This is a genomic window from Xanthomonas sp. WHRI 7064, assembly GCF_040202355.2.
GTDB lineage: Bacteria > Pseudomonadota > Gammaproteobacteria > Xanthomonadales > Xanthomonadaceae > Xanthomonas > Xanthomonas arboricola.
Map to the genome: position 1 here is coordinate 3,956,110 of NZ_CP167821.1, position 21,698 is coordinate 3,977,807.

Consider the following 21,698-nt stretch of genomic DNA (forward strand, 5'->3'; position numbering starts at 1 on the left):
CCGATCTTTACGCCAGGCGCCGCAGGAGTGCGGCGGTCATGCGATCTACTGACCGCCTACACGCGTGGAGCGGCAACCGCTGCTCAGAACAGGCAGAGCAAGGTTCCGAACACACTGAACCGCCGCATCGGCGTCAGCTACTGCGCCGTCGGAACAGCCATGCCGACACGCCCAGCATCACCATCGGCGGCAGCGCGTAGGCGATGCGGTAATCCAGCTTGAGTGCGCCGGCCATGCGGCCGAAGAACAGCTGCAGCAGCCAGAACCCCAGCGCGAACAGGATGCCCAGGAACAGCCGCTTGCCCAGGCCGCCGCTACGCAGCGAACCGAACGAGAACGGGATTGCCGCCAGGCACAGCGCCAATACGTTGAGCGGATAGAACCAGCGGCTCCAGTACTGGTCTTCGTAGTCGCGTGCGTCCAGGCCGTTGCGGCGGCGGTACTCGATGCTCTGTTCCAGATCGCGCGCGGATAGGTTGCGCGGCTTGGCCAGCCCGGCCGCCAGTGCCGCCGGGCTGAGCTGGGATTGCCACGGCAGCTCGGGGAAGGTTTCGCGCTGCACCGAGCGCTCCTGGAAGGTGTCGCGGCGCACCTGGCGCAGCGTCCAGGTCCCGTTGCGGTTCTCGGCCAGCGCGGCGTAGGTCAGCTGCTGCATGCGGCCGCTGGCATCGAGGTGGTACAGCCGCACATCGTGCAGGTCCAGCGCGGTGCCGCCGCCGTCGAGCAGCTTTTCTTCGCCGCTGAGCGCATTGAGGAAGGTGTCGCCCTCGCGCGCCCACAGGCCGGAATAGCGCGAGCCGGCCATGTTGCTGTTGTAGCGGGCGCTGGTCTTGAGGGTATCGGCCTGGTTCTGTGCCCACGGCCCCACCGTCTCGCCACTGATCACCATGGTGGCGGTCAGCAGCGCCATGGCCGCCACCACCGAGGCCGACATACGCTTGCGCGACACGCCCAGCGCGCGCAGCGCGGTGAGCTCGGACGTTGCCGCCAGCTGGCCCAGGCCCATCAAGGCGCCGATCACCGCCGCGGTGGGAAACAAGGTGTAGGCCCGGCGCGGCACGGTATAGGCCACATAGGCCACCGCATGGCCAAAGCTGTAGCTGCCCTGGCCGATGCTTTTGGCCTCGCTGGCGAAGGCGTTGACCAGGTCCAGGCCGAGCAGCACCGCCCATGTCAGCAGCACGGTGAACAACACCGCACGCCCGATGTACCAGTCATGCACCCGCGGCATCAGCCTCATGCGCGCACCCTCGGCCGACGCACGCGGCCATCGCGCGCATACGCCCAGATCGCCACCGCCAGCAGCGGCAGGGTTAGCCACCACAGACCGAGCGCGGCCGGCGTCTTGCCATTGGCGATCCACTGGGTGCCGACGATCATCAGATTGGTGCCCACCATGTACGCCAGGAAGGCCAGCATGATCCGGCCATACCGCTGCTGCCGCGGCGCGCTGCGCGACAGCGGCAGGGTCAGCAGCGCGAAGGCCAGCGCCAGCAGCGGCGGTGCCAGGCGCTCATGCAGCTGCGCGCGCGCGGCCGGGCGCTGGTCCGACAGCAACTGCGTGGTCCACATCACTTCCGGGTCGTTGGCATCGTGCACCTGGGTCCGGTCGGGCAAGGCCACATCGTTGCTGGCGAACTTCATCAGGCGGTAGTCCAGGGTATTGCCGGCGGCCGGGCCCTCGATGCGGTAGCCGTCCTCCAGGCGCAGATAACGGTCGGCCTTGCCTTCGAAGAACATCGCGCCGCGGTCGGCGGTGACCACATCGATGCGGTCGTCCTTCTGGCGCTGCATGAAGACCTTGCCCAGGCCCTTGCCGTCGGCCGAGATCGTGGTCAGGTACACCACCCCGCCACCAGACAGCGGGGTGAACTTGCCCGACTCCAGGCCGGCCATCACGATGCTGCGGTTGGCGTCTTCCAGCATGGTCTCGGCGGTGCGGCTGGCCCAGGGGCCCAGCCACAGCGAGCACAGCCCGATCACCACCACCACCGGCACCACCAGCATCAGCATCGGCCGCAACATGCGCCGCGGGCCCACACCGATAGCCGTGATGACGGCCATTTCTGAATCGCGGTACAGCCGCGCCAGTGCCAATAACAGCCCCAGCATCAGCGCCAGCGGCAGGATGATCGGCAGATACGCAACGAATTGCAGGCCCACCTGAGACAGCAGCAAGCGAGCAGGGATGCGGCCATCGGCGATATTGCCGAGGATATCCACCAGCACACCGCCGACGCTGACGACCAGCAGCACGATCAAGGTGGCCAGGAAGCTCTGGGTGAAATCGCTAAGCAGGTATCGATCGAGCTTCGGCATGGGGTGGGCTTGTTTTAAACTCTCGGATTCGTTCGCGGCGGCGCCAGCCTAGTCCGGTTGGCGTAAACAGCCCGCGATTGTACGGATTTGCCTACGGAATCTGATCAATGGCCCTGCAATTCACCCTGAACCAAGACGCGCCGGCAAGCGCCGCCGTCGACTGCATCGTGGTTGGCGTGTTCGCCGACAAGACCCTGTCGCCCGCTGCCCAGGCACTCGATAGCGCCAGCCAGGGCCGTCTGACGGCCCTGGTGGCACGTGGCGATGTGGCTGCCAAGACCGGTAGCACCAGCCTGCTGCACGACCTGCCCGGCGTCGCCGCCCCGCGCGTGCTGGTGGTCGGCCTGGGCGAGGCCGGCAAGTTTGGCGTGGCGCCGTACCTCAAGGCGATCGGCGACGCGACCCGCGCGCTGAAGACCGGCCCGGTCGGCACCGCCCTGCTCACCCTGACCGAATTGCCGGTCAAGGCGCGCGACAGCGCCTGGAACATCCGCCAGGCCATCATCGTCAGCGACCACGCCGCTTACCGTTACACCGCCACGCTGGGCAAGAAGAAGGTCGACGAGACCGGCCTGACCACGCTGGCGATCGCCGGCGACGACGCCCGTGCACTGGCCGTGGGCGTGGCCACCGCCGAGGGCGTGGAATTCGCCCGCGAGCTGGGCAACCTGCCGCCGAACTACTGCACCCCGGCCTATCTGGCCGAAACCGCCGCCGCGTTCGCCGGCAAGTTCCCCGGCGCCGAGGCCGAGATCCTGGACGAGACGCAGATGGAGTCGCTCGGCATGGGCTCGCTGCTGTCGGTGGCGCGTGGCTCGGCCAACCGCCCGCGGCTGATCGTGCTGAAGTGGAACGGCGGCGGCGACGCGCGTCCGTACGTGCTGGTCGGCAAGGGCATCACCTTCGACACCGGCGGCGTCAACCTCAAGACGCAGGGCGGCATCGAGGAAATGAAGTACGACATGTGCGGCGGCGCCAACGTCATCGGCACCTTCGTGGCCACCGTCAAGGCCGAGCTGCCGATCAACCTGGTGGTGGTGGTGCCGGCGGTGGAAAACGCCATTGACGGCAATGCCTATCGCCCCTCCGATGTGATCACCAGCATGTCCGGCAAGACCATCGAGGTCGGCAACACCGACGCCGAAGGCCGCCTGATCCTGTGCGATGCGCTGACCTACGCCGAGCGCTTCAACCCCGAAGCATTGGTGGACGTGGCCACGCTGACCGGCGCCTGCATGGTGGCGCTGGGCCACCAGACCGCCGGCCTGATGAGCAAGCACGACGACCTGGCCAACGAACTGCTGGCCGCCGGCGAGCACGTGTTCGACCGCGCCTGGCGCCTGCCGCTGTGGGACGAGTACCAGGGCCTGCTGGATTCCACCTTCGCCGACGTCTACAACATCGGCGGCCGCTGGGGCGGCGCGATCACCGCCGGCTGCTTCCTGTCGCGCTTCACCGAGAACCAGCGCTGGGCGCATCTGGACATCGCCGGCGTCGCCAGCGACGAAGGCAAGCGCGGCATGGCCACCGGCCGCCCGGTGGGGCTGTTGACCCAGTGGTTGCTGGACCGCGCCGAAGGTGGGAATTGAAAATCGGGAATAGGGAATCGTGAAAGCCCTTTCCTTTCAGGCACCGCCGCGACCTTCGAGGTCGCGGCGGTGCCGTGACCATTCCCAATTCTCCTCTCCCGATTCCCTGCCCTGATGCCCCGTGCCGACTTTTACCTGATCGCCAAACCGCGCTTCCTCAACGAACCGCTGCGGCTGGTCTGCGAGCTGGCGCGCAAGGCCAACGACGCCAACCTGTCCACGCTGATCCTGGCGCGCGACGCCGCGCAGGCCGAGGCACTGGACGACCTGCTGTGGGCATTCGACGACGAGGCCTACATCCCGCACCAGATCGCCGGCACCGATGAGGAAGACGAACTGGCGCCGGTGCTGATCGCCGCGCCGGAGTTCGATGCCCCCTCGCGCCCGCTGGTGATCAACCTGCGCGACGACCCCTACCTGGGCGCCTGCGACCGCGTACTGGAAGTTGTCCCGGCCGACCCCGCCGCCCGCGAACCGCTGCGCGAGCGCTGGAAGCAGTACAAGGCCCTGGGCCTGGAACTGACCAAGTACGACATGTGAATCGGGAATGGGGAATCGAGAATTGAACGTCGACTGCCCCGTAGACCTTCACTTTTCAACACACCTGCTTTCCCCATTCCCTATTCCCGACTCTCCATTTCCCGCCTTATGACCACCCTCGCCTCCAGCTACGAACCCTCTTCCTTCGAATCGCGCCTGTACGCGCAGTGGGAGGCGGCCGGTTATTTCGTGCCGTCCGGCAAGGGTGAGCCGTATACCGTGCTGCTGCCGCCGCCGAATGTGACCGGGACGCTGCACATGGGCCATGCGTTCCAGCAGACGCTGATGGACGCGTTGGTGCGCTATCACCGCATGCGCGGCTTCGACACGCTGTGGCAGGTGGGCACCGACCACGCCGGCATCGCCACCGAGATGGTGGTGTCGCGCAACCTGGCCCTGGAAGGCAATGGCGAAACGCGCGACTCGCTCGGGCGCGAGGGCTTCATCGCCAAGGTGTGGGAATGGAAGGCCGAGTCCGGCGACACCATCGAGCGCCAGATGCGCCGGCTGGGCACCTCCAGCGACTGGTCGCGCAGCACCTTCACCATGGACCCGCAACCGTCGGCCGCGGTCAACGAAGCCTTCGTGCGCTGGTACGAGCAGGGCCTGATCTATCGCGGCCAGCGCCTGGTCAACTGGGACCCGGTGCTGAAGACCGCGATCTCCGACCTGGAAGTGGAAAACGTCGAAGAAGACGGCTTCCTGTGGTCGATCCGCTATCCGCTGGCCGATGGCGTGACCTACGAGCACGTCGAACACGATGCCGACGGCGCCGAGACACTGCGCGAAACCCGCGATTACCTGGTGGTCGCCACCACGCGCCCGGAAACCATGCTGGGCGATACCGCAGTGATGGTGCATCCGGAAGATCCGCGCTACGCCACGCTGCACAGCGCCCGCATCGTGCTGCCGCTGACCGGCCGGCAGGTGCCAGTGATCACCGACGATTATGTCGACCGCGCCTTCGGCACCGGCGTGGTCAAGGTCACGCCTGCGCATGACTTCAACGATTACCAGGTGGGCGTGCGACATGACCTGCCGCTGATCAATCTGTTCACCGTCACCGCCACCATCAACGAGAATGCGCCGGAGCGCTATCGCGGCCTGGATCGTTATGACGCCCGCAAGCTGGTGCTGTCGGAACTGGAAGACTTGGGCGTATTGGTCGAAACCAAGCCACACAAGCTGCAGGTGCCGCGCGGCGATCGCACCGGCCAGGTGATCGAGCCCTATCTGACCGACCAGTGGTTCGTGAAGATGGACGCGCTGGCCAGGCGCGGCCTGGAGCTGGTCGAAAGCGGCCAGGTCAAGTTCGTGCCGCCGAACTGGATCAACACCTATCGCCACTGGATGGAGAACATCCAGGACTGGTGCATCAGCCGTCAGCTGTGGTGGGGCCATCGCATCCCGGCGTGGTTCGACGAGGCAGGCAAGTGCTATGTCGGCCACGACGAAGCCGAGGTGCGCGCGAAACACGGCCTGGGTGCCGACGTCGCGCTGCACCAGGACAGTGACGTGCTGGAAACCTGGTTCTCCTCGCAACTGTGGCCGTTCTCCACGCTGGGCTGGCCGGATGCGAGCGCGATGGCCGAGCGCGGCTTCGAGCGCTACCTGCCGTCGTCGGTGCTGGTCACCGGCTTCGACATCATCTTCTTCTGGGTGGCGCGCATGATCATGGCCACCGACAGCTTCACCGGCCAGGTGCCGTTCCGCGATGTCTACATCACCGGCCTGATCCGCGATGCGCAGGGCCAGAAGATGTCCAAGTCCAAGGGCAACGTGCTCGATCCGCTGGATATCATCGACGGCATCAGCATCGAAGACCTGGTGGCCAAGCGCACCAACGGGCTGATGCAGCCGCGCATGGCCGAGAAGATCGAAAAAGCCACGCGCAAGGAATTCCCGGACGGCATCATCGCCCACGGTGCCGACGCGTTGCGCTTCACCATCGCCGCGCTGGCCACGCATGGCCGCGACATCAAGTTCGATCTTGGCCGCGCCGAAGGCTACAAGAACTTCTGCAACAAGCTATGGAACGCCACGCGCTTTGTGCTGATGAACACCGAAGGCGCGCGCTTTGCCGGCGTACCGCAGCCGCGCACCGAAGCCGAACAGTGGATTCTGGCGCGCCTGGACAAGGTCACCGCAGAAACCCACGCGCACTACGCCAACTACCGCTTCGATCTGCTCGCGCAATCGCTGTACGAGTTCGCCTGGAATGCGTTCTGCGACTGGTTCGTCGAACTGGCCAAGCCCGCGCTCAATGGCCAGGACTGCGAAGCTGCCGCCAGCACGCGGCATACCCTGCTCTACGTGCTCGAAGCATTATTGCGCCTGCTGCACCCGCTCACCCCATTCGTCACCGAAGAACTGTGGCAGCAGGTCGCACCGCGCCTGGGCATCACCGCCGCCACGATCTCGCTGCAGGCATTCCCGCAGGCCGGCGATATCGATACCGCCAGCTACGCCGGCGCAGAGGCCGATGTCGAATGGCTGAAGTCGATGGTATCGGCACTGCGTCGTGTGCGCAGCGAGTTGAACGTACCGCCGTCCAAGCAGGTACGCCTGCTGCTGCAGGCCGGCACTGCCGACGATCGCGCCCGTATTGGCCGCTTTGCCTCGCAGCTGTCGTTTCTGCTCAAGCTCGAAGCGATCGACTGGCTCGATGCCGGCCAGGACACCCCGCCGTCGGCCACGGCCATCGTCGGTGAGCTGACCCTGCTGGTGCCGCTGGAAGGCCTGGTCGACATGGATGCCGAACGCACGCGCCTGGACAAGGAAATCAAGCGCGTGGAAGGCGAGATCGGCAAGTGCAATGGCAAGCTGGGCAACGCCACCTTCGTGCAGAACGCGCCGGCCGTGGTGGTCGAGCAGGAACGCGCGCGCCTGAACGACTGGACCACGCAGCTGACCGGCCTGCGCGAACAACGCGCTAAGATCTAGCGCCGCCAACACACACAGCGCCCGCACTGATGCGGGCGTTGCGGGAAAAGTGCAACGCTGCACGCATCGCAGCGTTGCCTGTAGCAGACGCGTTACAGCTTGCCTGCGCCGGCCTTGGCCTTGACGTCTGCAGCCACCTTGTTGGCGGCCAGCAAGCTATAGGTATACGGCGGCTTCCAGCCGATGTTGCTGTTCCACGAGCAGTTCAGCGCCTTGCCGTTGAGCAGCGAACCCTGGTCGCGATATACGCTGCCCTTGTAGTCGCCGGCGATCTTGTCGCAGCTGCTCACGCCGCTGATGTCGAACGCATTGTTCTCCGAGAAGATCTTCGACTCCTTGCCCACACCGTGCGCGTGCGAGAACGGATAGACCTTATTGCTGGTGCTGCCGACGTGGTAGTTGTTGTACAGGTGCACCTGGCCGAAACGCACACGCGGCGCGCGTGCCGAGATGTTCTCGAACAAGGTGTTGTGGATGGTCACCTTGAGCTTGCCGCTGTCGGTGCTGGAGGCGCTGTCGCTGGAGCCGATCAGGCTGTTCTTCTCGTGCGACTTGAACGCCGAGTAGGAGATGGTGACGAAGTTGGCACCCTTCTTGACGTCCATCGCACCGTCGTGATGCTGCTTGGGGCGGCCGTTGGCGGTGCCGTTCTGGTCGTCGGTGCGGCGACCGTCGGTGAAGGTGACATGGTCCACCCAGACGTTGGTGGCCGCTTCCACGGTCAGGCCGTCGTATTCGGAATTCCAGTTACCGTTATCGCCGTCGTCGGCATCCCACTTCGGCTCCGGATCCCACGGATTTTCGATGGTGAGATTGCGCACGATGACGTCGTTGGCCTTGATGTAGAAATAGCCCTCGCGGATTTCCGCATTGGTACCGAGGCCGATCAACGTGGTTTTGGTCGGGATGTCCAACCGCGCACGGGTCTTCATGTCCGAGGTCTTGGTGTACGCCTTGCCTTCGCTGATGTCGATGACACCCTTGACCTTGATGATGCGGCCGTTGCTGCCCGCCTTGGCTTTCAACGCGGCCTTCAACTGCGCTGCCGTGCTGACGGTGTAGATGTCCGCCGCCGCGGCTTTGGAGCCACCCTTGGTTCCGCCGTTCTGGGTAGCCCAACCGGTGGTGGCCACGTCCAGCGACGGATCTGCAGCGTAGGCTGCAGGAGACAACAACGCAGCACTCAGAACGACGCCCACAACGGTACGACCAACGACTGTCGATGCTTTCGACATGGTGATGAATTCTCTTGGATGAGTGACGCGATGGCGCGCCGCATGAGACGACGCGCTCCCCGATGCAATCGCCCAGGCCATCAAGGCCAGTCCCCTAGCGAACGCGACTCGATCCTAATGCTTATGAAAAGTATTGAATAGTCTGTTTCTGAAAATTATTTTTCTGTTTGCATGTACTTCGCATGCAGCGCACACACGTAAATGCAGCACCCGTTTTGCGGGCGCTGCATTCGGTGTTGCGGTGGTAACGCTTACAGCTTGCCGGCGCCGGCCTTGGCCTTGACGTCCGCAGCGACCTTGTCGGCCGACAGCAGGCTATAGGTATACGGCGGGGTCCAGCCGATGTTGCTATTCCACGAGCAAGTCAGCGCCTTGCCGTTGAGCAGCGAGCCCTGGTCGCGGTACACGCTGCCGCCGTAATCGGCCGCAATCTTGTCGCAGCTGCTCACCCCACTGATGTCGAACACGTTGCGCTCGGAGAAGATCTTGGACTCCTTGCCCACGCCGTGCGCGTGAGAGAACGGGTAGACCTTATTGCTGGTGCTGCCGACGTGGTAGTTGTTGTACAGGTGCACCTGGCCGAAGCGCACCCGCGGCGCGCGTGCGGAAATGTTCTCGAACAAGGTGTTGTGGATGGTCACCTTGAGCTTGCCGCTGTCGGTGCTGGAGGCGCTGTCGCTGGAGCCAATCAGGTCGTTCTTCTCGTGCGACTTGAACGCAGAGTAGGAAATGGTGACGAAGTTGGCGCCCTTCTTGACGTCCATTGCGCCGTCGTGATGCTGCTTGGGGCGACCGTTGGCGGTGCCGTTCTGATCGTCGGTGCGGCGACCGTCGGTGAAGGTGACATGGTCCACCCACACATTGGTTGCGCCCTCGACCGTGAGGCCGTCGTACTCGGAATTCCAGTTGCCGGCACTGCCGTCATCCGGATCCCAGACCGGCTCCGGATCCCACGGATTTTCGATGGTGAGGTTGCGGATGATGACGTCGTTGGCCTTGACGTAGAAGTAGCCTTCGCGGATCTCCGCGTTGCTGGTGATGCCGATCAGCGTGGTCTTGGTCGGGATATCCAACCGCGCGCGGGTCTTCATGTCCGAGGTCTTGGTATACGGCGTGCCCTCGCTGATATCGATGATGCCGCTGATCTTGATGATGCGCCCGTTGCTGCCCACGCTGGCCTTCAGCGCGTTCTTCAGCTCGGCGGCAGTCTTGACCGTGTAGATGTTGGCAGCGGCCGCCTTGGAGCCGCCCTTGGTCCCTCCGTTCTGTGTTGCCCAACCAGTGGTTGCAACTTCCAGTGCAGGATCGGCGCAGGCAACGCCAACGACCAGCAACGACCCGACAAACAGCGACGCGGCGGCCGCCGTTGAAAATTTCGGCTTCATCTTGATGTCTCCCTCGGATGGGTTCGATGCGCCGCGCGGCGGCACACCCCTCGTCTAGCAGGCGCGGAACATACTTTTCATCTCTGTAATGTTCAGTTCCGCGGCACCGATACTAGGAGCATCGCAATGGCTTGTATCTAGCCGATGCATCGATGTGCACGCGCAGTCACGCAAACGGTTGCGGGACACGCAAGAGAAGACAAAACGCTGCAATCAAGACACGCAGAGACAGGCGTAAGGACACTGCAGCGCAGCATGATCCGCATCGCAATGCAGACGGACACAGGTCCAGCACGGTGTGCCGCCACGATCACATGCCTGCGTGTTTTTTCTGACGCATACAGCGGCCGCAATGCGATGTATCGCCATCGTGCGGCGTCGCGCACGGCTGGACGCAATTGATCACGCCGCTGAAAACGTCAAATACGAGATGGCGAAATAATCACCATGACGCACGCAAGCGCGTCATGGCAGATGACGGCGCGCAGGCGGCCGACCCAAACGCTGCGATGGAGGAAAAGTGCGGCCTGTTGCGATCGATTGCAGCGACATGCAAGGCTCAGGTCACGGTGCGCGATTGCCTGATTACCCGAGCGTATTTCGTAACGACAAAGCCGCATGCTGCGAACCGAAAGCTCCGGAGCGGTCGTCTGACCGTGACCCAAGAGCAGACTGGCGTCTCCAGGTCGTGAGCCCCTTCAACAGGGCAACCGCGCGGCAGGTATCAGGTGTATGCGCGCGGTTCAAGCAGCACGCGCGAAACCACTCCCATCAGCTACCGCCGATGGCGCTCAGGAAAACCCTTCGAAGGACAACTCGATCGCCATCACCAACGCATCTTCGCGACCGGTGTTGGAGGGGTAGTAGCGTGGGCGCCGTCCGATTTCATTGAAACCTTCGGAGTGATACAGCGCAATCGCCGACGGGTTGGACGGGCGTACTTCCAGAAACGCGCGACGCGCGCCGCGATCGCAGGCACCCTTGATCAGCGCGCGCAACAGCACCCGGCCATGCCCCTGCGATTGCGCCTCCGGTGCGATGCAGACATTGAGCACGTGCGCCTCGTCAGCGGCGATGCTGATCACCCCGTAGCCAATGACCTGCCCGCCCTGCTCCATCACCCAGCCCGGATAGCCGGCCTGCAGGCAGTCGCGAAAGATGCTGCGCGTCCACGGGAACGGATAGGCGCGGTGTTCGATCTCCATCACCACATCCAGATCGCTCTCGCGCATGGCGCGCAGCGAGGTGGGCAGCGGCACGTTCAAGGCGCTCATGCCGGATCCCGACGCCGCCGCAGCGCACGCAGTTGCGGCCACAGCGCGCGCTTGGCTGCCGGATTGCCACGTAACTCGGCCAGCGGCCAGGACGCCATCAACGCCTGGGTATTCGGATCGCCCGGATTGCAGCCGGAGGCGCGCAGCAATGCCATCTGCAGGCGATCGGGCATGCCGACCCGGCTGCGCCGTTGCGGCGCCGTCGAAGCCGCAGTCGTGACCGCCTGCGGCACGTCGGCCGGTGCGGCCGGTGCGCTGCGACGCACCACAGGCGGTGCCGCAGGCGCCGGCGTTGGCAGCGCGCGCTCCACGCGCGGCGGTGCCGCCGCCGGCGCACGCTCGCTCGTCTCGTCAGGCGCCGCCGCCACGTCCACGCTGTCGCGGTCCAGATACACCGTGTGCCCCAACGCCTGCAGGTACGACACCTGCAAATCGGACCACATCGGCTCGGAGGCCAATTGACTCATGGCAGCTCGGGCGTGCGCCGCCAGCGCCGCCACAGCCACATTACCGGGCCGGACAGCGCATACAGCACGCCAATCACCAGCAGCGAACGCGCCAGATCGATCACCAGCAACGCGATCACCACCGTGGCGATCGCCAGTGCCAGGAACGGCACACGGTCGGCGCGCGGACCACGCGCGCCGCCCTTGAAACTCCAGAACCGGATCCGGCTGACCATCAGCAAGGCCGCCACCACGGTGACCGCAAGCGCCAGGTAACGCAGCTGCTCGCCATCAAAGCCCAGGCTGTCGTCGGCAAACGCCCACACGAAGGACATCATCAGGCCGGCAGCCGCCGGGCTGGCCAGGCCGATGAACCAGCGCTTGTCGACCACGCCCACCTGCGTATTGAAGCGTGCCAGCCGCAGCGCCGCGCAGGCCGCATACAGAAACGCGGCCGACCAGCCGACCCGGCCCATCACGTTGCTGTCGTACTTCAATGCCGACAGCGACCAGTGGTACATCACCAGCGCCGGGGCCATGCCGAAGCTGACCAGATCGGCCAGCGAGTCGTACTGCACGCCGAATTCGCTGCTGGTATTGGTCAGGCGCGCGACCCGGCCGTCCAGCCCGTCCATCACCGCGGCCACGAACACCGCCATGGCGGCCTGGACGAATTGCCCATTGGCGGCGGCGATGATGGCGTAGAAACCGGAAAACAGCCCGGCGGTGGTGAACAGGTTCGGCAGCAGGTAGATCGTGCGCGAGCGCGGGGGCGGTCTCATCTCATCCATCCGGCAAGTGTAGGGCCTGAGGTCCGTCCGGCGGTAGCGCGCTTGCATCGTACGCGCCCGCCCGCGGCGTCACTTGCCAGCGCGGGCCGCGGATGCTGCAATCGCCGCGGGAATCATCCAGGGGAAGCCATATGCACCTGTCGTCCGGGCTTTGCGCCCTGCTGATGCTGGTCAGCGCCGCCGCCGGCGCCACCGATCTATATAAATGGAAGGACGCCAAGGGCGTCACCCACTACACCGAAACCCCGCCACCGACCGGCCAGCGCTACGAAGCGCGCCGGATCGATGCGCGCAACGGCACCGCCGCCATCGCCGCGCCGGAAGCCGCCACGCCCGAATCGGCCGACTGCCTGACCGCACGCCGCAACCTGGAACTGCTCAGCGGCAAGGGCGAGGTCACCATGGGCGCCGGTGCCGACGGCAAGCCTGGCACCCCACTGGACCCGGACGCCCGCGCGGCGCAGCGCAATCTCGCCGAGGCGGCCGCCAAGGCCTATTGCAAGCCGGCAGCGAGCGGCAATCCGGCTATCTGAACCGGCCCGGGACCGGCCACCTGCCGGTCCATGCATCCGGCCGATCGGCCGGTGCCACTGACCGGCAGGGCGCGAGACTGGCAAACTATGGGCTTTCCGCCCAAGCGAAGCCCGATGCGTCTTTCCCAGTTCCACCTGCACACCACCAAGGAAACCCCGGCCGACGCCGAGCTGGTCAGCCACCGTCTGATGCTGCGCGCGGGCATGATCCGCAAGCTGGCCTCCGGGCTGTACACCTGGTCGCCACTGGGTCTGCGCGTGCTGCGCAAGGTCGAGGCCATCGTGCGCGAGGAGATGAACCGCGCCGGGGCGGTGGAAGTGCTGTTCCCCACCATCCAGCCGCGCGAGCTGTGGGACGCCACCGGCCGTTGGGAGAAGTTCGGCGGGCAGTTGCTCAAGATCAAGGATCGCAAGGAGCAGGAGTTCTGCTACAGCCCGACCGCCGAAGAGGCCGCGGCCGAATTCGCGCGCCAGGAGATCAACAGCTACAAGCAGCTGCCGCTGAACTTCTACCAGATCCAGACCAAGTTCCGCGATGAGATCCGCCCGCGCTTCGGCGTGATGCGTGCACGCGAATTCCTGATGAAGGACGCCTATTCCTTCCATCTCACCGATGCCGACATGGCGCGCGAGTACGACAACATGCGCGCGGCCTATACCCGCATCTTCACCCGCCTTGGGCTGGAATTCCGCGCCGTGCAGGCCGACTCCGGCGCCATCGGCGGCGACGCCTCGCAGGAATTCCATGTCATCGCCGCCTCCGGCGAGGACTCGCTGGCGTTCTCCACCGGCTCCGATTACGCCGCCAACGTGGAAACCGCCAGCGCCGCCCTGCCCGCCCCGCGCGCTGCGGCTGGCGAGGCGATGCGCCAGGTCGCAACGCCCACCCAGAAGACCTGCGAAGACGTCGCCCAGTTGCTGGGCATCGCGCTGCAGCGCACGGTCAAGTCGGTGGCGGTGATGACCGAAGCCGGCTTCGTGCTGGTGCTGGTGCGCGGCGATCATGCCGTCAACGAGATCAAGCTCGGCAAGGTCGCCGGCCTGGCCGGCTACCGTCTGGCCAACGAAACCGAAATCCGCGACCACCTCGGCTGCGAGCCGGGCTTCCTGGGCCCGGTCAATACCGCGCGCCCGGTGCGCGTGGTGGCCGATCGCGATGTCGCGGCACTGGCCGATTTCGTGGTCGGCGCCAATGTGCCCGGCGCGCACCTGGTGGGCGTCAACTGGGGCCGCGACCTGCCCGAACCGGAAACCGTTGCCGATGTGCGCAACGTCATCGACGGCGAACGCGCGGCCGATGGCGGCGAGCTGCGACTGGCCCGCGGCATCGAGGTGGGCCATGTGTTCCAGCTCGGCAGCCAGTATGCGCAGGCATTGCAGGCCACCGTGATCGACGAGAACGGCAAGCCCGCAGTGATGAAGATGGGCTGCTACGGCATCGGCATTTCGCGCATCGTGGCCGCGGCGATCGAGCAGAACCATGACGATGCCGGCATCGTCTGGCCTGCGCCGATGGCACCGTGGCAGGTGGTGGTCTGCATCATCAACCCCAAGCAGGATGCGCAGGTGGTTGCCGCCGCTCAGGCATTGCTGGACGAATTGATCGCCGCAGGGATCGAAGCGGCGCTGGACGACCGCGGCCTGCGCCCGGGCGCGATGTTTGCCGATATGGAACTATTGGGTATTCCGCATCGGGTGGTGGTCTCCGAACGTGGATTGGCCGCTGGTACATTTGAATATCGCGCCCGCACTGCAGAGGCAGCAGAAAACCTGGATAAGGCCGGGTTATTCTCCCGCCTGGGTCGTTGATCAAATCACCCGAAACTACTTCAATTGGATGAACACAAGGCGCCGAATTATTTCGGCGCATTTGTCACTTGGGTTTTCTGACATTATGATGACCAGCGCTGCCACGGACCGGCATTCTTTTCTCTCTCATCTTCCGGAGTAGTGATGTCGATCGATCTTAGCGGCCTGTCGGCCAAGCAATTGGGTGCACTGATCAAAAACGCGAAAAAGCAGCAGACCGTGGTTGCCAAGCGCGCCCCGATTGCCAAGGTTCGCACGCAGCTGACCCGCGCGGCAAAAGCCCAGGGTTATTCCATCGAAGAATTGTTTGGCGCCAGCGCCGGTCCGGGTCGTCCGGCTGCCGCTGCCAAGCCGGGCCCGCGCGCTGGCCGCAAGCTGGGCAAGGTTCCGCCGAAGTATCGCAACCCCGCCAATCCCCAGGAAGCCTGGACCGGCCGCGGCAAGCAGCCGCGCTGGCTGGCCGAACTGACCGCCGCCGGCAAGAAGGTCGAAGACTTTCTGATCAGCAAGGTCAGCGCCAGGAAGACCCCGGCCAAGAAGGCCGCGCCGCGCAAAGCCGCCACCAAGCGCGCGACCAAGAAGCCCAAGGCGGCTTGATTGTTACCAATAAAAAACGCCGGCAGTGCCGGCGTTTTTTATTGCGCGTTTTTCTACCGGTCATAAATTCTTGCGGGCCGGAATCAACAGATTGCCGAACAGCAATCCGGCCATCAAGGCCATCACGATATTGGTCACCGCCAATAGCGCGGCCTGTCCGACGCTGACATCCTGTTGCTGTACCAGGGTCAGAAAGCCACGCAGGCTGACACTGCCCGGAACCAGCATGATGATGCCGGGCAAACGGATCAATGCCCCGGGTTTTTGCACCACACGCCCAAACAGATTACCGGCGGCGGTCAATGCCATGGCCGATGCAAAGACGCCGGCCGGGCCACCCCAGGCATGCCCGGCATAGCGCGCGATGACATACCCGGACATGGCCGCCGCCATGATCCATAAATAATCGCGTCGATTGGCCTTGAACAACACCGCAAACGCATAAGCGGCCACCAGCAGCGAGGCCCACTCCACCCAGCCGGACTGTGGGCGCAATGCGGCCACCTGCGGGTGCAGGCCGAGCACCTGGGTCAGCGTCACCGCGATGACCGCACCGACGGTGAGCTTGAGCACCGTGGTCACCGCACCGGCCAGCCGCGCCGTGCCCGAGACCCAGTGCTGGCTGGCCAGCTCGTTGAAGGCATTGGTCAACGACATGCCGGGCAGCAGCACCACCAGCGAGGCGATGATCACCGTATTGAGGTTCAGTGGCCCGACCAGCGAAGCCACCACGGCGGCCACCACCCCGGCCAGCAGGCCGGCCAGTGCCTCGCCGGCTTCCTTGGTCGCCGGCCGCCTGTCGGTGTACTGGGTCAGCAGGCCGATCGACATCCCGATCGCGCCGGCGGTGGCGATATCCAGCCAGGGCAGTTTCCACAGCCCTGCCACGCCGGCGGCGGCCAGCCCGAATGCCAGCACCTGCATGGTCTTGCCGCGCCGATCGACCTCGCGGTCCAGCCGCCGCAGCGCGGTGTGGCCCTGCGCAATGCTCATGCGCCCGTTGGCCACGCCGTCGGCCACGTAATCGGCCACGCTGAGCTTGTAAAGGTCATTCTCGCCCGGGGCCAGCCGGATCACCCGGGTGATGTCGCTGGAGCCGATGGCCTTGGTCGGGTCGCTGAAGCTCAAAATGATCCCGGTGGGATTGGACCAGGGCTCGCAGTCCAGGCCCAGCTTCTGCGACAGTCCGACCACGGCGGCCTCAAGACGCTGCGCAGTGGTGCCGTAGGAATGCAGGCGTCCGGCGATTTCCGAAACAAAGGCGACGCGCTGGGCATAGGTGGCGCTGGCGGACGGTTGGACGACGGTGGCAGCGGACATGCGTGGCGGGTCGGATCGGAGAAACGCCGTCTGGCGAGGCCGCCAGTGTATGCCGCAGCGCACCTGGCCGGCGTGCCGATTGTCTGTGCCGGGACCGCAGGTGCGAAGCGTCCCCATCATTCGCTCACGCCGGGCGCGGTATGCTGGCGCCACGGACAGGCCACCCATGATCAAAGCGCAACCTCCACGCATCGAACAAGACTCGCAGGATCACGCACAGGTCCGCCTTGCTGGCAGTTGGGTCCTGGCGACCGCATTGCCCCAGGCCGAGCTGCTGCAGGCCGTGCCCGAAGGGGTCCGGCGCATCGACGCGCGCGGCATCGGGCAGCTGGATTCGGCCGGCGTGCTGCAGCTGCTGCGCTTCGCCAGCCGCATGGGCCTGAAGGAAGATGCCATCGATTTCCGCGATGAGCACCAGGCGCTGGTGTGCACCATCGAGGAACTCAACGACGAACGCCCCAAGCCCAAACGCGACTACGGCTTCGTCGCCGCGCTGGACCGTCTGGGCCGCACCACCCACGGCGTCGGTCAGGGCATTCTGGAGCTGAACAGTTTTCTGGGCGAGAACCTGGTCAAGATCGCGCGGCTGATCCACGAGCCGCGCCGCTTCCGCCTGACCTCCACCGTGCACCACATGGAGCAGGTCGGCCTGGATGCGGTGCCGCTGGTGGTGCTGCTGTCGTATCTGGTCGGCGCGGTGATCGCGTTCCTGGGCTCGACCATCCTGCGCGACTTCGGCGCGGAGATTTACGTGGTGGAGCTGGTGTCGATCGCCTTCCTGCGCGAGTTCGCGGTGCTGCTGACCGCCATCGTGCTGGCCGGGCGCACCGCCAGCGCCTTCACTGCGCAGATCGGTGCGATGAAATCGCGCGAGGAAGTGGATGCCATCCGCACCCTGGGTCTGGACCCGATCGACTTGCTGGTGATCCCGCGCCTGCTCGCGCTGATCTTCACCCTGCCGCTGCTGACCTTCATCGCGATGATCGCCGGCCTGGCCGGTGGCGTCACCGTGGGCGCGTTCGATCTGGATATCCCGCCGCAGATGTACCTGGCGCGCATGCACGACACCATCCAGCTGCGGCATTTTCTGGTCGGGCTGTCGAAGGCGCCGCTGTTTGCGCTGGTGATCGGCCTGATCGGCTGTCTGGAAGGCCTGAAGGTCAGCGGCACCGCGCAGTCGGTTGGCGAGCGCACCACCTCCTCGGTGGTGCAGACGATTTCCTTGGTCATCATCCTCGACGCGATCGCCGCGCTGTGGTTCATGAAGATGGGGTGGTGATGAGACCGGGATTCGACATTCGGGATTCGGGATTCGTGCAAGGCACAAGCGCAGCTGGCGCCCTGACACTCGGGAGAGCCGTGCTGTGACCAATCCGGAATCCCAAATCCCCAATCCCGGCACAGAGATCGACGCCGACGACGACCAGCTGGCGATTTCGGTACGCGGGCTGACCAATCGCTTCGGCAGCCAGGTCGTGCACGAGGAGCTGGATCTGGACGTGCGTCGCGGCGAGATCCTGGGCGTGGTCGGCGGCTCGGGCACCGGCAAGTCGGTACTGATGCGCAGCATCCTGGGCCTGCGCGAGCCGGACGCCGGCAGCATCCAGGTGCTGGGGGCGGATGCGCGCTCGGGCCGTTTCGCCGACCGCCAGCACATCACCCGCAATACCGGGGTGCTGTTTCAGGACGGCGCGCTGTTCTCGTCGATGACCGTCGGCGAAAACGTGCAGGTCCCGCTGAAGGAACATCACGGCGAGTTTCCCGAGCGCTGGTATTTCGAGCTGGCGCTGCTGAAGATCAAGCTGGCCGGCCTGCCGGCCGATGCACTGGACAAGCTGCCCTCGCAGCTGTCCGGCGGCATGCGCAAGCGCGCCGGCCTGGCGCGGGCGCTGGCGCTGGATCCGCCGCTGCTGTTTCTGGACGAGCCCACCGCCGGGCTGGACCCGATCGGCGCGGCCGCCTTCGACCGGTTGATCCGCACCCTGCAGCAGGCGCTGGGCCTGACCGTGTTCCTGATCACGCATGACCTGGATACGCTGTACGCCATCTGCGACCGCATCGCGGTGCTGGCCGATCGCAAGGTGATCGCCAACGCGCCGCTGGCCGAAGTCGAGCAGATCGACCACCCCTGGATCCAGGAATATTTCCACGGTCCACGCGCCCGCGCCGCGCGCGCGGCCAAGACCGACTCCACCGAGACCGCCTGAGCATGGAAACCAAAGCCAATTACGTCCTGATCGGCGCCTTCACCATCGTGGCGGGCCTGGCCCTGCTGCTGTTCGGGCTATGGGCCGCAAAATACTCCTCCGACCGTACCTGGCAGCAATACCGGGTGGTGTTCCGCGAGGCGGTGACCGGCCTGACGGTCGGCAGCCCGGTGCAATACAACGGCATCGCGGTCGGCTCGATCACCGAGCTGACGCTGGCGCCGAACGACCCGCGCCAGGTGGTCGCGCACGTGCGGGTGAACTCCACCACGCCGATCAAGAGCGACACGCGCGCCAAGCTGGCCATCACCAGCCTGACCGGCCCGTCGATCATCCAGCTCTCCGGCGGCACGCCCGAGGCACCGTCGCTGACCACCATCGACAAGAGCGATGCGCCGATCATCCAAACCACGCCGTCGGCCTTGCAGAACATCACCGACACCGCCAATCGCATCGTCGAGCGCATGGACCAGATGCTCTCGGACAAGAACGTGGCCAGCATCACCGCCACCTTGCAGAATCTGGAAAAGATCAGCGGCGGCATCGCCGATCGCGACGAAGGCATGCAGGCGCTGATCGTCAGCGCGCGCGATGCCGCACGCAATCTGGACACCACCCTGACCACCACCAACGGCACCATCAAGCGGCTGGACCAGAACCTGGTGCAGCAGCTGCCGGGCATCCTGGAAAAGCTCGATGCCACCCTGGTCAAGCTGGATTCGGCCGCCGGCAACGCCGACAACATCCTTGGCGAGAACCGCGCGGCCATCAATAGTTTTGCCAACGATGGCCTGGGCCAGCTCGGGCCCACGCTGACCGAATTGCGCGGCCTGATCCGCGACCTGCGCCGGGTCAGCGACAAACTGGACAACAACCCTGCGCGCTACCTGCTCGGCCGCGACGCACCCAAGGAGTTCGAACCGAAATGACTGCCATGCGCCTGTTGCGTCCCATGTTGTGCGTCTCGTTGCTGGCGCTGGGCGGCTGCTCGGTGTTGACCGGCGGCGACAAGAAGCCGGCCACCATCTACGCACCTAACGTGCGGATTGCGCCGAACCCGTCCTGGCCGCAGGTAACCTGGCAGCTGTCGGTGTCCAAGCCCAGCGCCGCGCGGGTGATCGACAGCCCGCGTATCAACGTGCGCCCGACCCCGGGCGAGTTGCAGGTCTATCACGGCGCAGGCTGGGCGCAGCCGGCCACCGACATGCTGGAAGACAGCGTGGTCCGCGCGTTCGAGGACTCCGGCAAGATCGCAGCCGTCGCCCGTATCGGCACCGGCATCCGCTCCGACTACAAGCTGGCGATCGACCTGCGCCGCTTCGAGTCCGATTACGCCGGCCAGTCGCTGCCCTCGGCCACCATCGAACTCAATGCCAAACTGCTGCACGCCGCCGATCAGCGCGTGGTGGCCTCGCGCACCTTCCTGGTTGCACGCCCGTCCAGCGGCACCGACACGGCTGCGGTGGCAGCGGCATTCGAACAGGCGATGACGCAGGTCACTACCGAACTGGTCGGCTGGACCTTGATCACCGGCCAGCAGGACAGCCAGAGCCTGCCGCGTTCGTTGTAAGCGCAGGCGACAGATCTTAGAGTGGATAACAAAGCACTTCACGCCGGTCTACCGCGGGGCGGCTGATCTGCGGCCTGGCTGCAGGGCCCTTGCCCGCCCACCATCGCGGGACACGCCGCAAGTACGTCCATCTAGGCTCTTCTGCGGCATCCATGCCGCATAAGGTCCCGCGACGGTGGGCGGGCAAGGACCAGTCGAGATGGTCGGTGTGCATGGCTTTCAACAAAGCAGCCAACAAACTGTCTGGTGCGGTGTCCTCACCGATTGCGGGACCGTGTGGCGGCATGGATGCCGCCACCGAGCCCCCAGGGGCGGGTTCACGGCGTGTCCCGCGAGCGGTGAGGGCACCGCGCCCTCGACCCACTCAGCGTTTGACTCGGACTGCTGACTGCATCCACCAAGATGTGGACAACAAAACCACTGCACTCACCGCCAGCCTAGCGCTCGCTACGCTTCGTTAGCCGCTCTTATGGCTGGGACACGCGCGGCGCAATCTGACGAAAGGTCAGATTGATGCGCTCGCCGATGGGCTTTGCGGTGCGCGGCAATGCATGCTTGTAGTGGCGCTGGGTATCGCCTGCCATCAGCAGCAGATCGCCGTGCCCCAATTCCAGCGTCTGCTTCAACGCAGCATCGTCGCGATGCTTGAATGCAAAGCGCCGCGTCGCGCCCAGGCTTACCGAGGCGATCAATGGTCGCGCTCCCAACTCCGGCTCGTCGTCGCTATGCCAGCCCATCGCATCGTTGCCGCTGCGGTAGCGGTTGGCCAGCACGCTGTTGAACGGCGCCCCGGTCTCGGCCTGCAGGCGTGCGCGTAAAGGCTGCAATACCTCCAGCCACGGCTGCGGCGCGAACTGCGTGCCCGAGTAGCGATAGTTGGCGTCCGCATCGCCCATCCAGCTGCTCAGACGCGGCGAATCGACCGTGCGCCCGAACATGCGGATGCGATGTACCTCCCACTGCACCTGCGTCAGCAGCGCCTGCAGCAGCGCATCGGCCTGCGCGCGCGGCAACCAGCCGCGACACCAGGCGATCTCCGCTTGCGGCAATGCCACCCGAATCTTCATGCATCAAACGCTAGCACGCGCCCGCTGAGTGGAGGCTGCGCGGCGCGGATGAATCGATCCGATTTGCCGCCGT

At 65.3% G+C, this 21,698-nt stretch carries 19 protein-coding genes; 10 read left to right on the forward strand and 9 right to left on the reverse strand.

Going from position 1 to position 21,698, the window contains the following annotated elements; translation table 11 throughout:
- Window positions 1–133: 133 nt before the first annotated feature.
- Complete coding sequence (gene lptG, locus ABQY74_RS16755; protein ID WP_024939127.1) at window positions 134–1,240, reverse strand: LPS export ABC transporter permease LptG; 1,107 nt, start codon at window positions 1,238–1,240, stop codon at window positions 134–136.
- The gene (gene lptF, locus ABQY74_RS16760) at window positions 1,237–2,319 is read right to left on the reverse strand and encodes an LPS export ABC transporter permease LptF (RefSeq protein ID WP_024939128.1); all 1,083 of its coding nucleotides are present in this window, start codon (window positions 2,317–2,319) and stop codon (window positions 1,237–1,239) included. The genes lptG and lptF overlap by 4 nt, the downstream gene beginning before the upstream one ends.
- A 107-nt stretch (window positions 2,320–2,426) precedes the next feature.
- Here lptF and ABQY74_RS16765 point away from each other — a divergent pair, with 107 nt between their 5' ends.
- From ABQY74_RS16765 to ABQY74_RS16775, 3 genes are all read left to right on the forward strand, one after another.
- Window positions 2,427–3,908 carry a leucyl aminopeptidase gene (locus ABQY74_RS16765; protein WP_065048770.1) on the forward strand — a complete coding sequence of 494 codons (1,482 nt, stop codon included), beginning with the start codon at window positions 2,427–2,429 and terminating at the stop codon, window positions 3,906–3,908.
- 114 nt (window positions 3,909–4,022) lie between these two features.
- Window positions 4,023–4,448 carry a DNA polymerase III subunit chi gene (locus ABQY74_RS16770; protein ID WP_016902887.1) on the forward strand — a complete coding sequence of 142 codons (426 nt, stop codon included), beginning with the start codon at window positions 4,023–4,025 and terminating at the stop codon, window positions 4,446–4,448.
- Between the two features lie 108 nt (window positions 4,449–4,556).
- Window positions 4,557–7,391 carry a valine--tRNA ligase gene (locus tag ABQY74_RS16775; protein WP_104599991.1) on the forward strand — a complete coding sequence of 945 codons (2,835 nt, stop codon included), beginning with the start codon at window positions 4,557–4,559 and terminating at the stop codon, window positions 7,389–7,391.
- A gap of 92 nt (window positions 7,392–7,483) precedes the next feature.
- On the opposite strand, the gene ABQY74_RS16780 is transcribed toward ABQY74_RS16775, so the two are convergent.
- The 5 genes from ABQY74_RS16780 to pssA form a co-directional block, all read right to left on the reverse strand.
- On the reverse strand, window positions 7,484–8,626 hold the full coding sequence (locus tag ABQY74_RS16780) for a pectate lyase (RefSeq protein ID WP_349792393.1): 1,143 nt from the start codon (window positions 8,624–8,626) through the stop codon (window positions 7,484–7,486).
- Between the two features lie 251 nt (window positions 8,627–8,877).
- Complete coding sequence (locus ABQY74_RS16785) at window positions 8,878–10,011, reverse strand: polysaccharide lyase family 1 protein (protein ID WP_039518897.1); 1,134 nt, start codon at window positions 10,009–10,011, stop codon at window positions 8,878–8,880.
- A gap of 791 nt (window positions 10,012–10,802) precedes the next feature.
- Window positions 10,803–11,285: a ribosomal protein S18-alanine N-acetyltransferase gene (rimI, locus tag ABQY74_RS16790; protein WP_024939133.1), complete on the reverse strand. Its 483-nt coding sequence runs from the start codon at window positions 11,283–11,285 to the stop codon at window positions 10,803–10,805.
- Entirely contained in the window at window positions 11,282–11,752 is a 471-nt protein-coding gene (locus ABQY74_RS16795) for an alanine acetyltransferase (RefSeq protein ID WP_102251254.1), read from the reverse strand. Before ABQY74_RS16795 ends, rimI begins: the two co-directional genes overlap by 4 nt.
- A complete protein-coding gene (gene pssA / locus ABQY74_RS16800) occupies window positions 11,749–12,522 on the reverse strand; it encodes a CDP-diacylglycerol--serine O-phosphatidyltransferase (RefSeq protein ID WP_016902892.1) in 774 nt (257 codons plus the stop codon). The genes ABQY74_RS16795 and pssA overlap by 4 nt, the downstream gene beginning before the upstream one ends.
- Before the next feature lie 131 nt (window positions 12,523–12,653).
- Here pssA and ABQY74_RS16805 point away from each other — a divergent pair, with 131 nt between their 5' ends.
- The 3 genes from ABQY74_RS16805 to ABQY74_RS16815 all read left to right on the forward strand — a co-directional run bounded on the left by ABQY74_RS16805 (window position 12,654) and on the right by ABQY74_RS16815 (window position 15,461).
- Complete coding sequence (locus ABQY74_RS16805; RefSeq protein WP_349792396.1) at window positions 12,654–13,055, forward strand: DUF4124 domain-containing protein; 402 nt, start codon at window positions 12,654–12,656, stop codon at window positions 13,053–13,055.
- A 114-nt stretch (window positions 13,056–13,169) separates the two neighbouring features.
- Complete coding sequence (locus tag ABQY74_RS16810) at window positions 13,170–14,864, forward strand: proline--tRNA ligase (RefSeq protein ID WP_167763682.1); 1,695 nt, start codon at window positions 13,170–13,172, stop codon at window positions 14,862–14,864.
- 144 nt (window positions 14,865–15,008) lie between these two features.
- Window positions 15,009–15,461: an H-NS family nucleoid-associated regulatory protein gene (locus ABQY74_RS16815; protein WP_016902895.1), complete on the forward strand. Its 453-nt coding sequence runs from the start codon at window positions 15,009–15,011 to the stop codon at window positions 15,459–15,461.
- Between the two features lie 60 nt (window positions 15,462–15,521).
- Here ABQY74_RS16815 and ABQY74_RS16820 read toward each other — a convergent pair whose 3' ends face one another.
- On the reverse strand, window positions 15,522–16,781 hold the full coding sequence (locus ABQY74_RS16820; protein ID WP_039518883.1) for a threonine/serine exporter ThrE family protein: 1,260 nt from the start codon (window positions 16,779–16,781) through the stop codon (window positions 15,522–15,524).
- Window positions 16,782–16,830: 49 nt separating this feature from the next.
- Between ABQY74_RS16820 and ABQY74_RS16825 the strand changes: the two genes are divergently transcribed.
- The 4 genes from ABQY74_RS16825 to ABQY74_RS16840 all read left to right on the forward strand — a co-directional run bounded on the left by ABQY74_RS16825 (window position 16,831) and on the right by ABQY74_RS16840 (window position 20,558).
- Window positions 16,831–18,060, forward strand: a complete 1,230-nt coding sequence (locus tag ABQY74_RS16825) for an MlaE family ABC transporter permease (protein WP_372469938.1) — start codon at window positions 16,831–16,833, stop codon at window positions 18,058–18,060.
- A gap of 85 nt (window positions 18,061–18,145) precedes the next feature.
- Complete coding sequence (locus tag ABQY74_RS16830; RefSeq protein WP_104595069.1) at window positions 18,146–18,988, forward strand: ABC transporter ATP-binding protein; 843 nt, start codon at window positions 18,146–18,148, stop codon at window positions 18,986–18,988.
- Between the two features lie 2 nt (window positions 18,989–18,990).
- Entirely contained in the window at window positions 18,991–19,917 is a 927-nt protein-coding gene (locus tag ABQY74_RS16835) for an MlaD family protein (RefSeq protein ID WP_016903957.1), read from the forward strand.
- A complete protein-coding gene (locus ABQY74_RS16840) occupies window positions 19,914–20,558 on the forward strand; it encodes an ABC-type transport auxiliary lipoprotein family protein (protein ID WP_026064687.1) in 645 nt (214 codons plus the stop codon). The genes ABQY74_RS16835 and ABQY74_RS16840 overlap by 4 nt, the downstream gene beginning before the upstream one ends.
- 467 nt (window positions 20,559–21,025) lie before the next feature.
- Here ABQY74_RS16840 and ABQY74_RS16845 read toward each other — a convergent pair whose 3' ends face one another.
- The gene (locus ABQY74_RS16845; protein WP_349792400.1) at window positions 21,026–21,625 is read right to left on the reverse strand and encodes an alpha-ketoglutarate-dependent dioxygenase AlkB; all 600 of its coding nucleotides are present in this window, start codon (window positions 21,623–21,625) and stop codon (window positions 21,026–21,028) included.
- Window positions 21,626–21,698 lie beyond the last annotated feature (73 nt).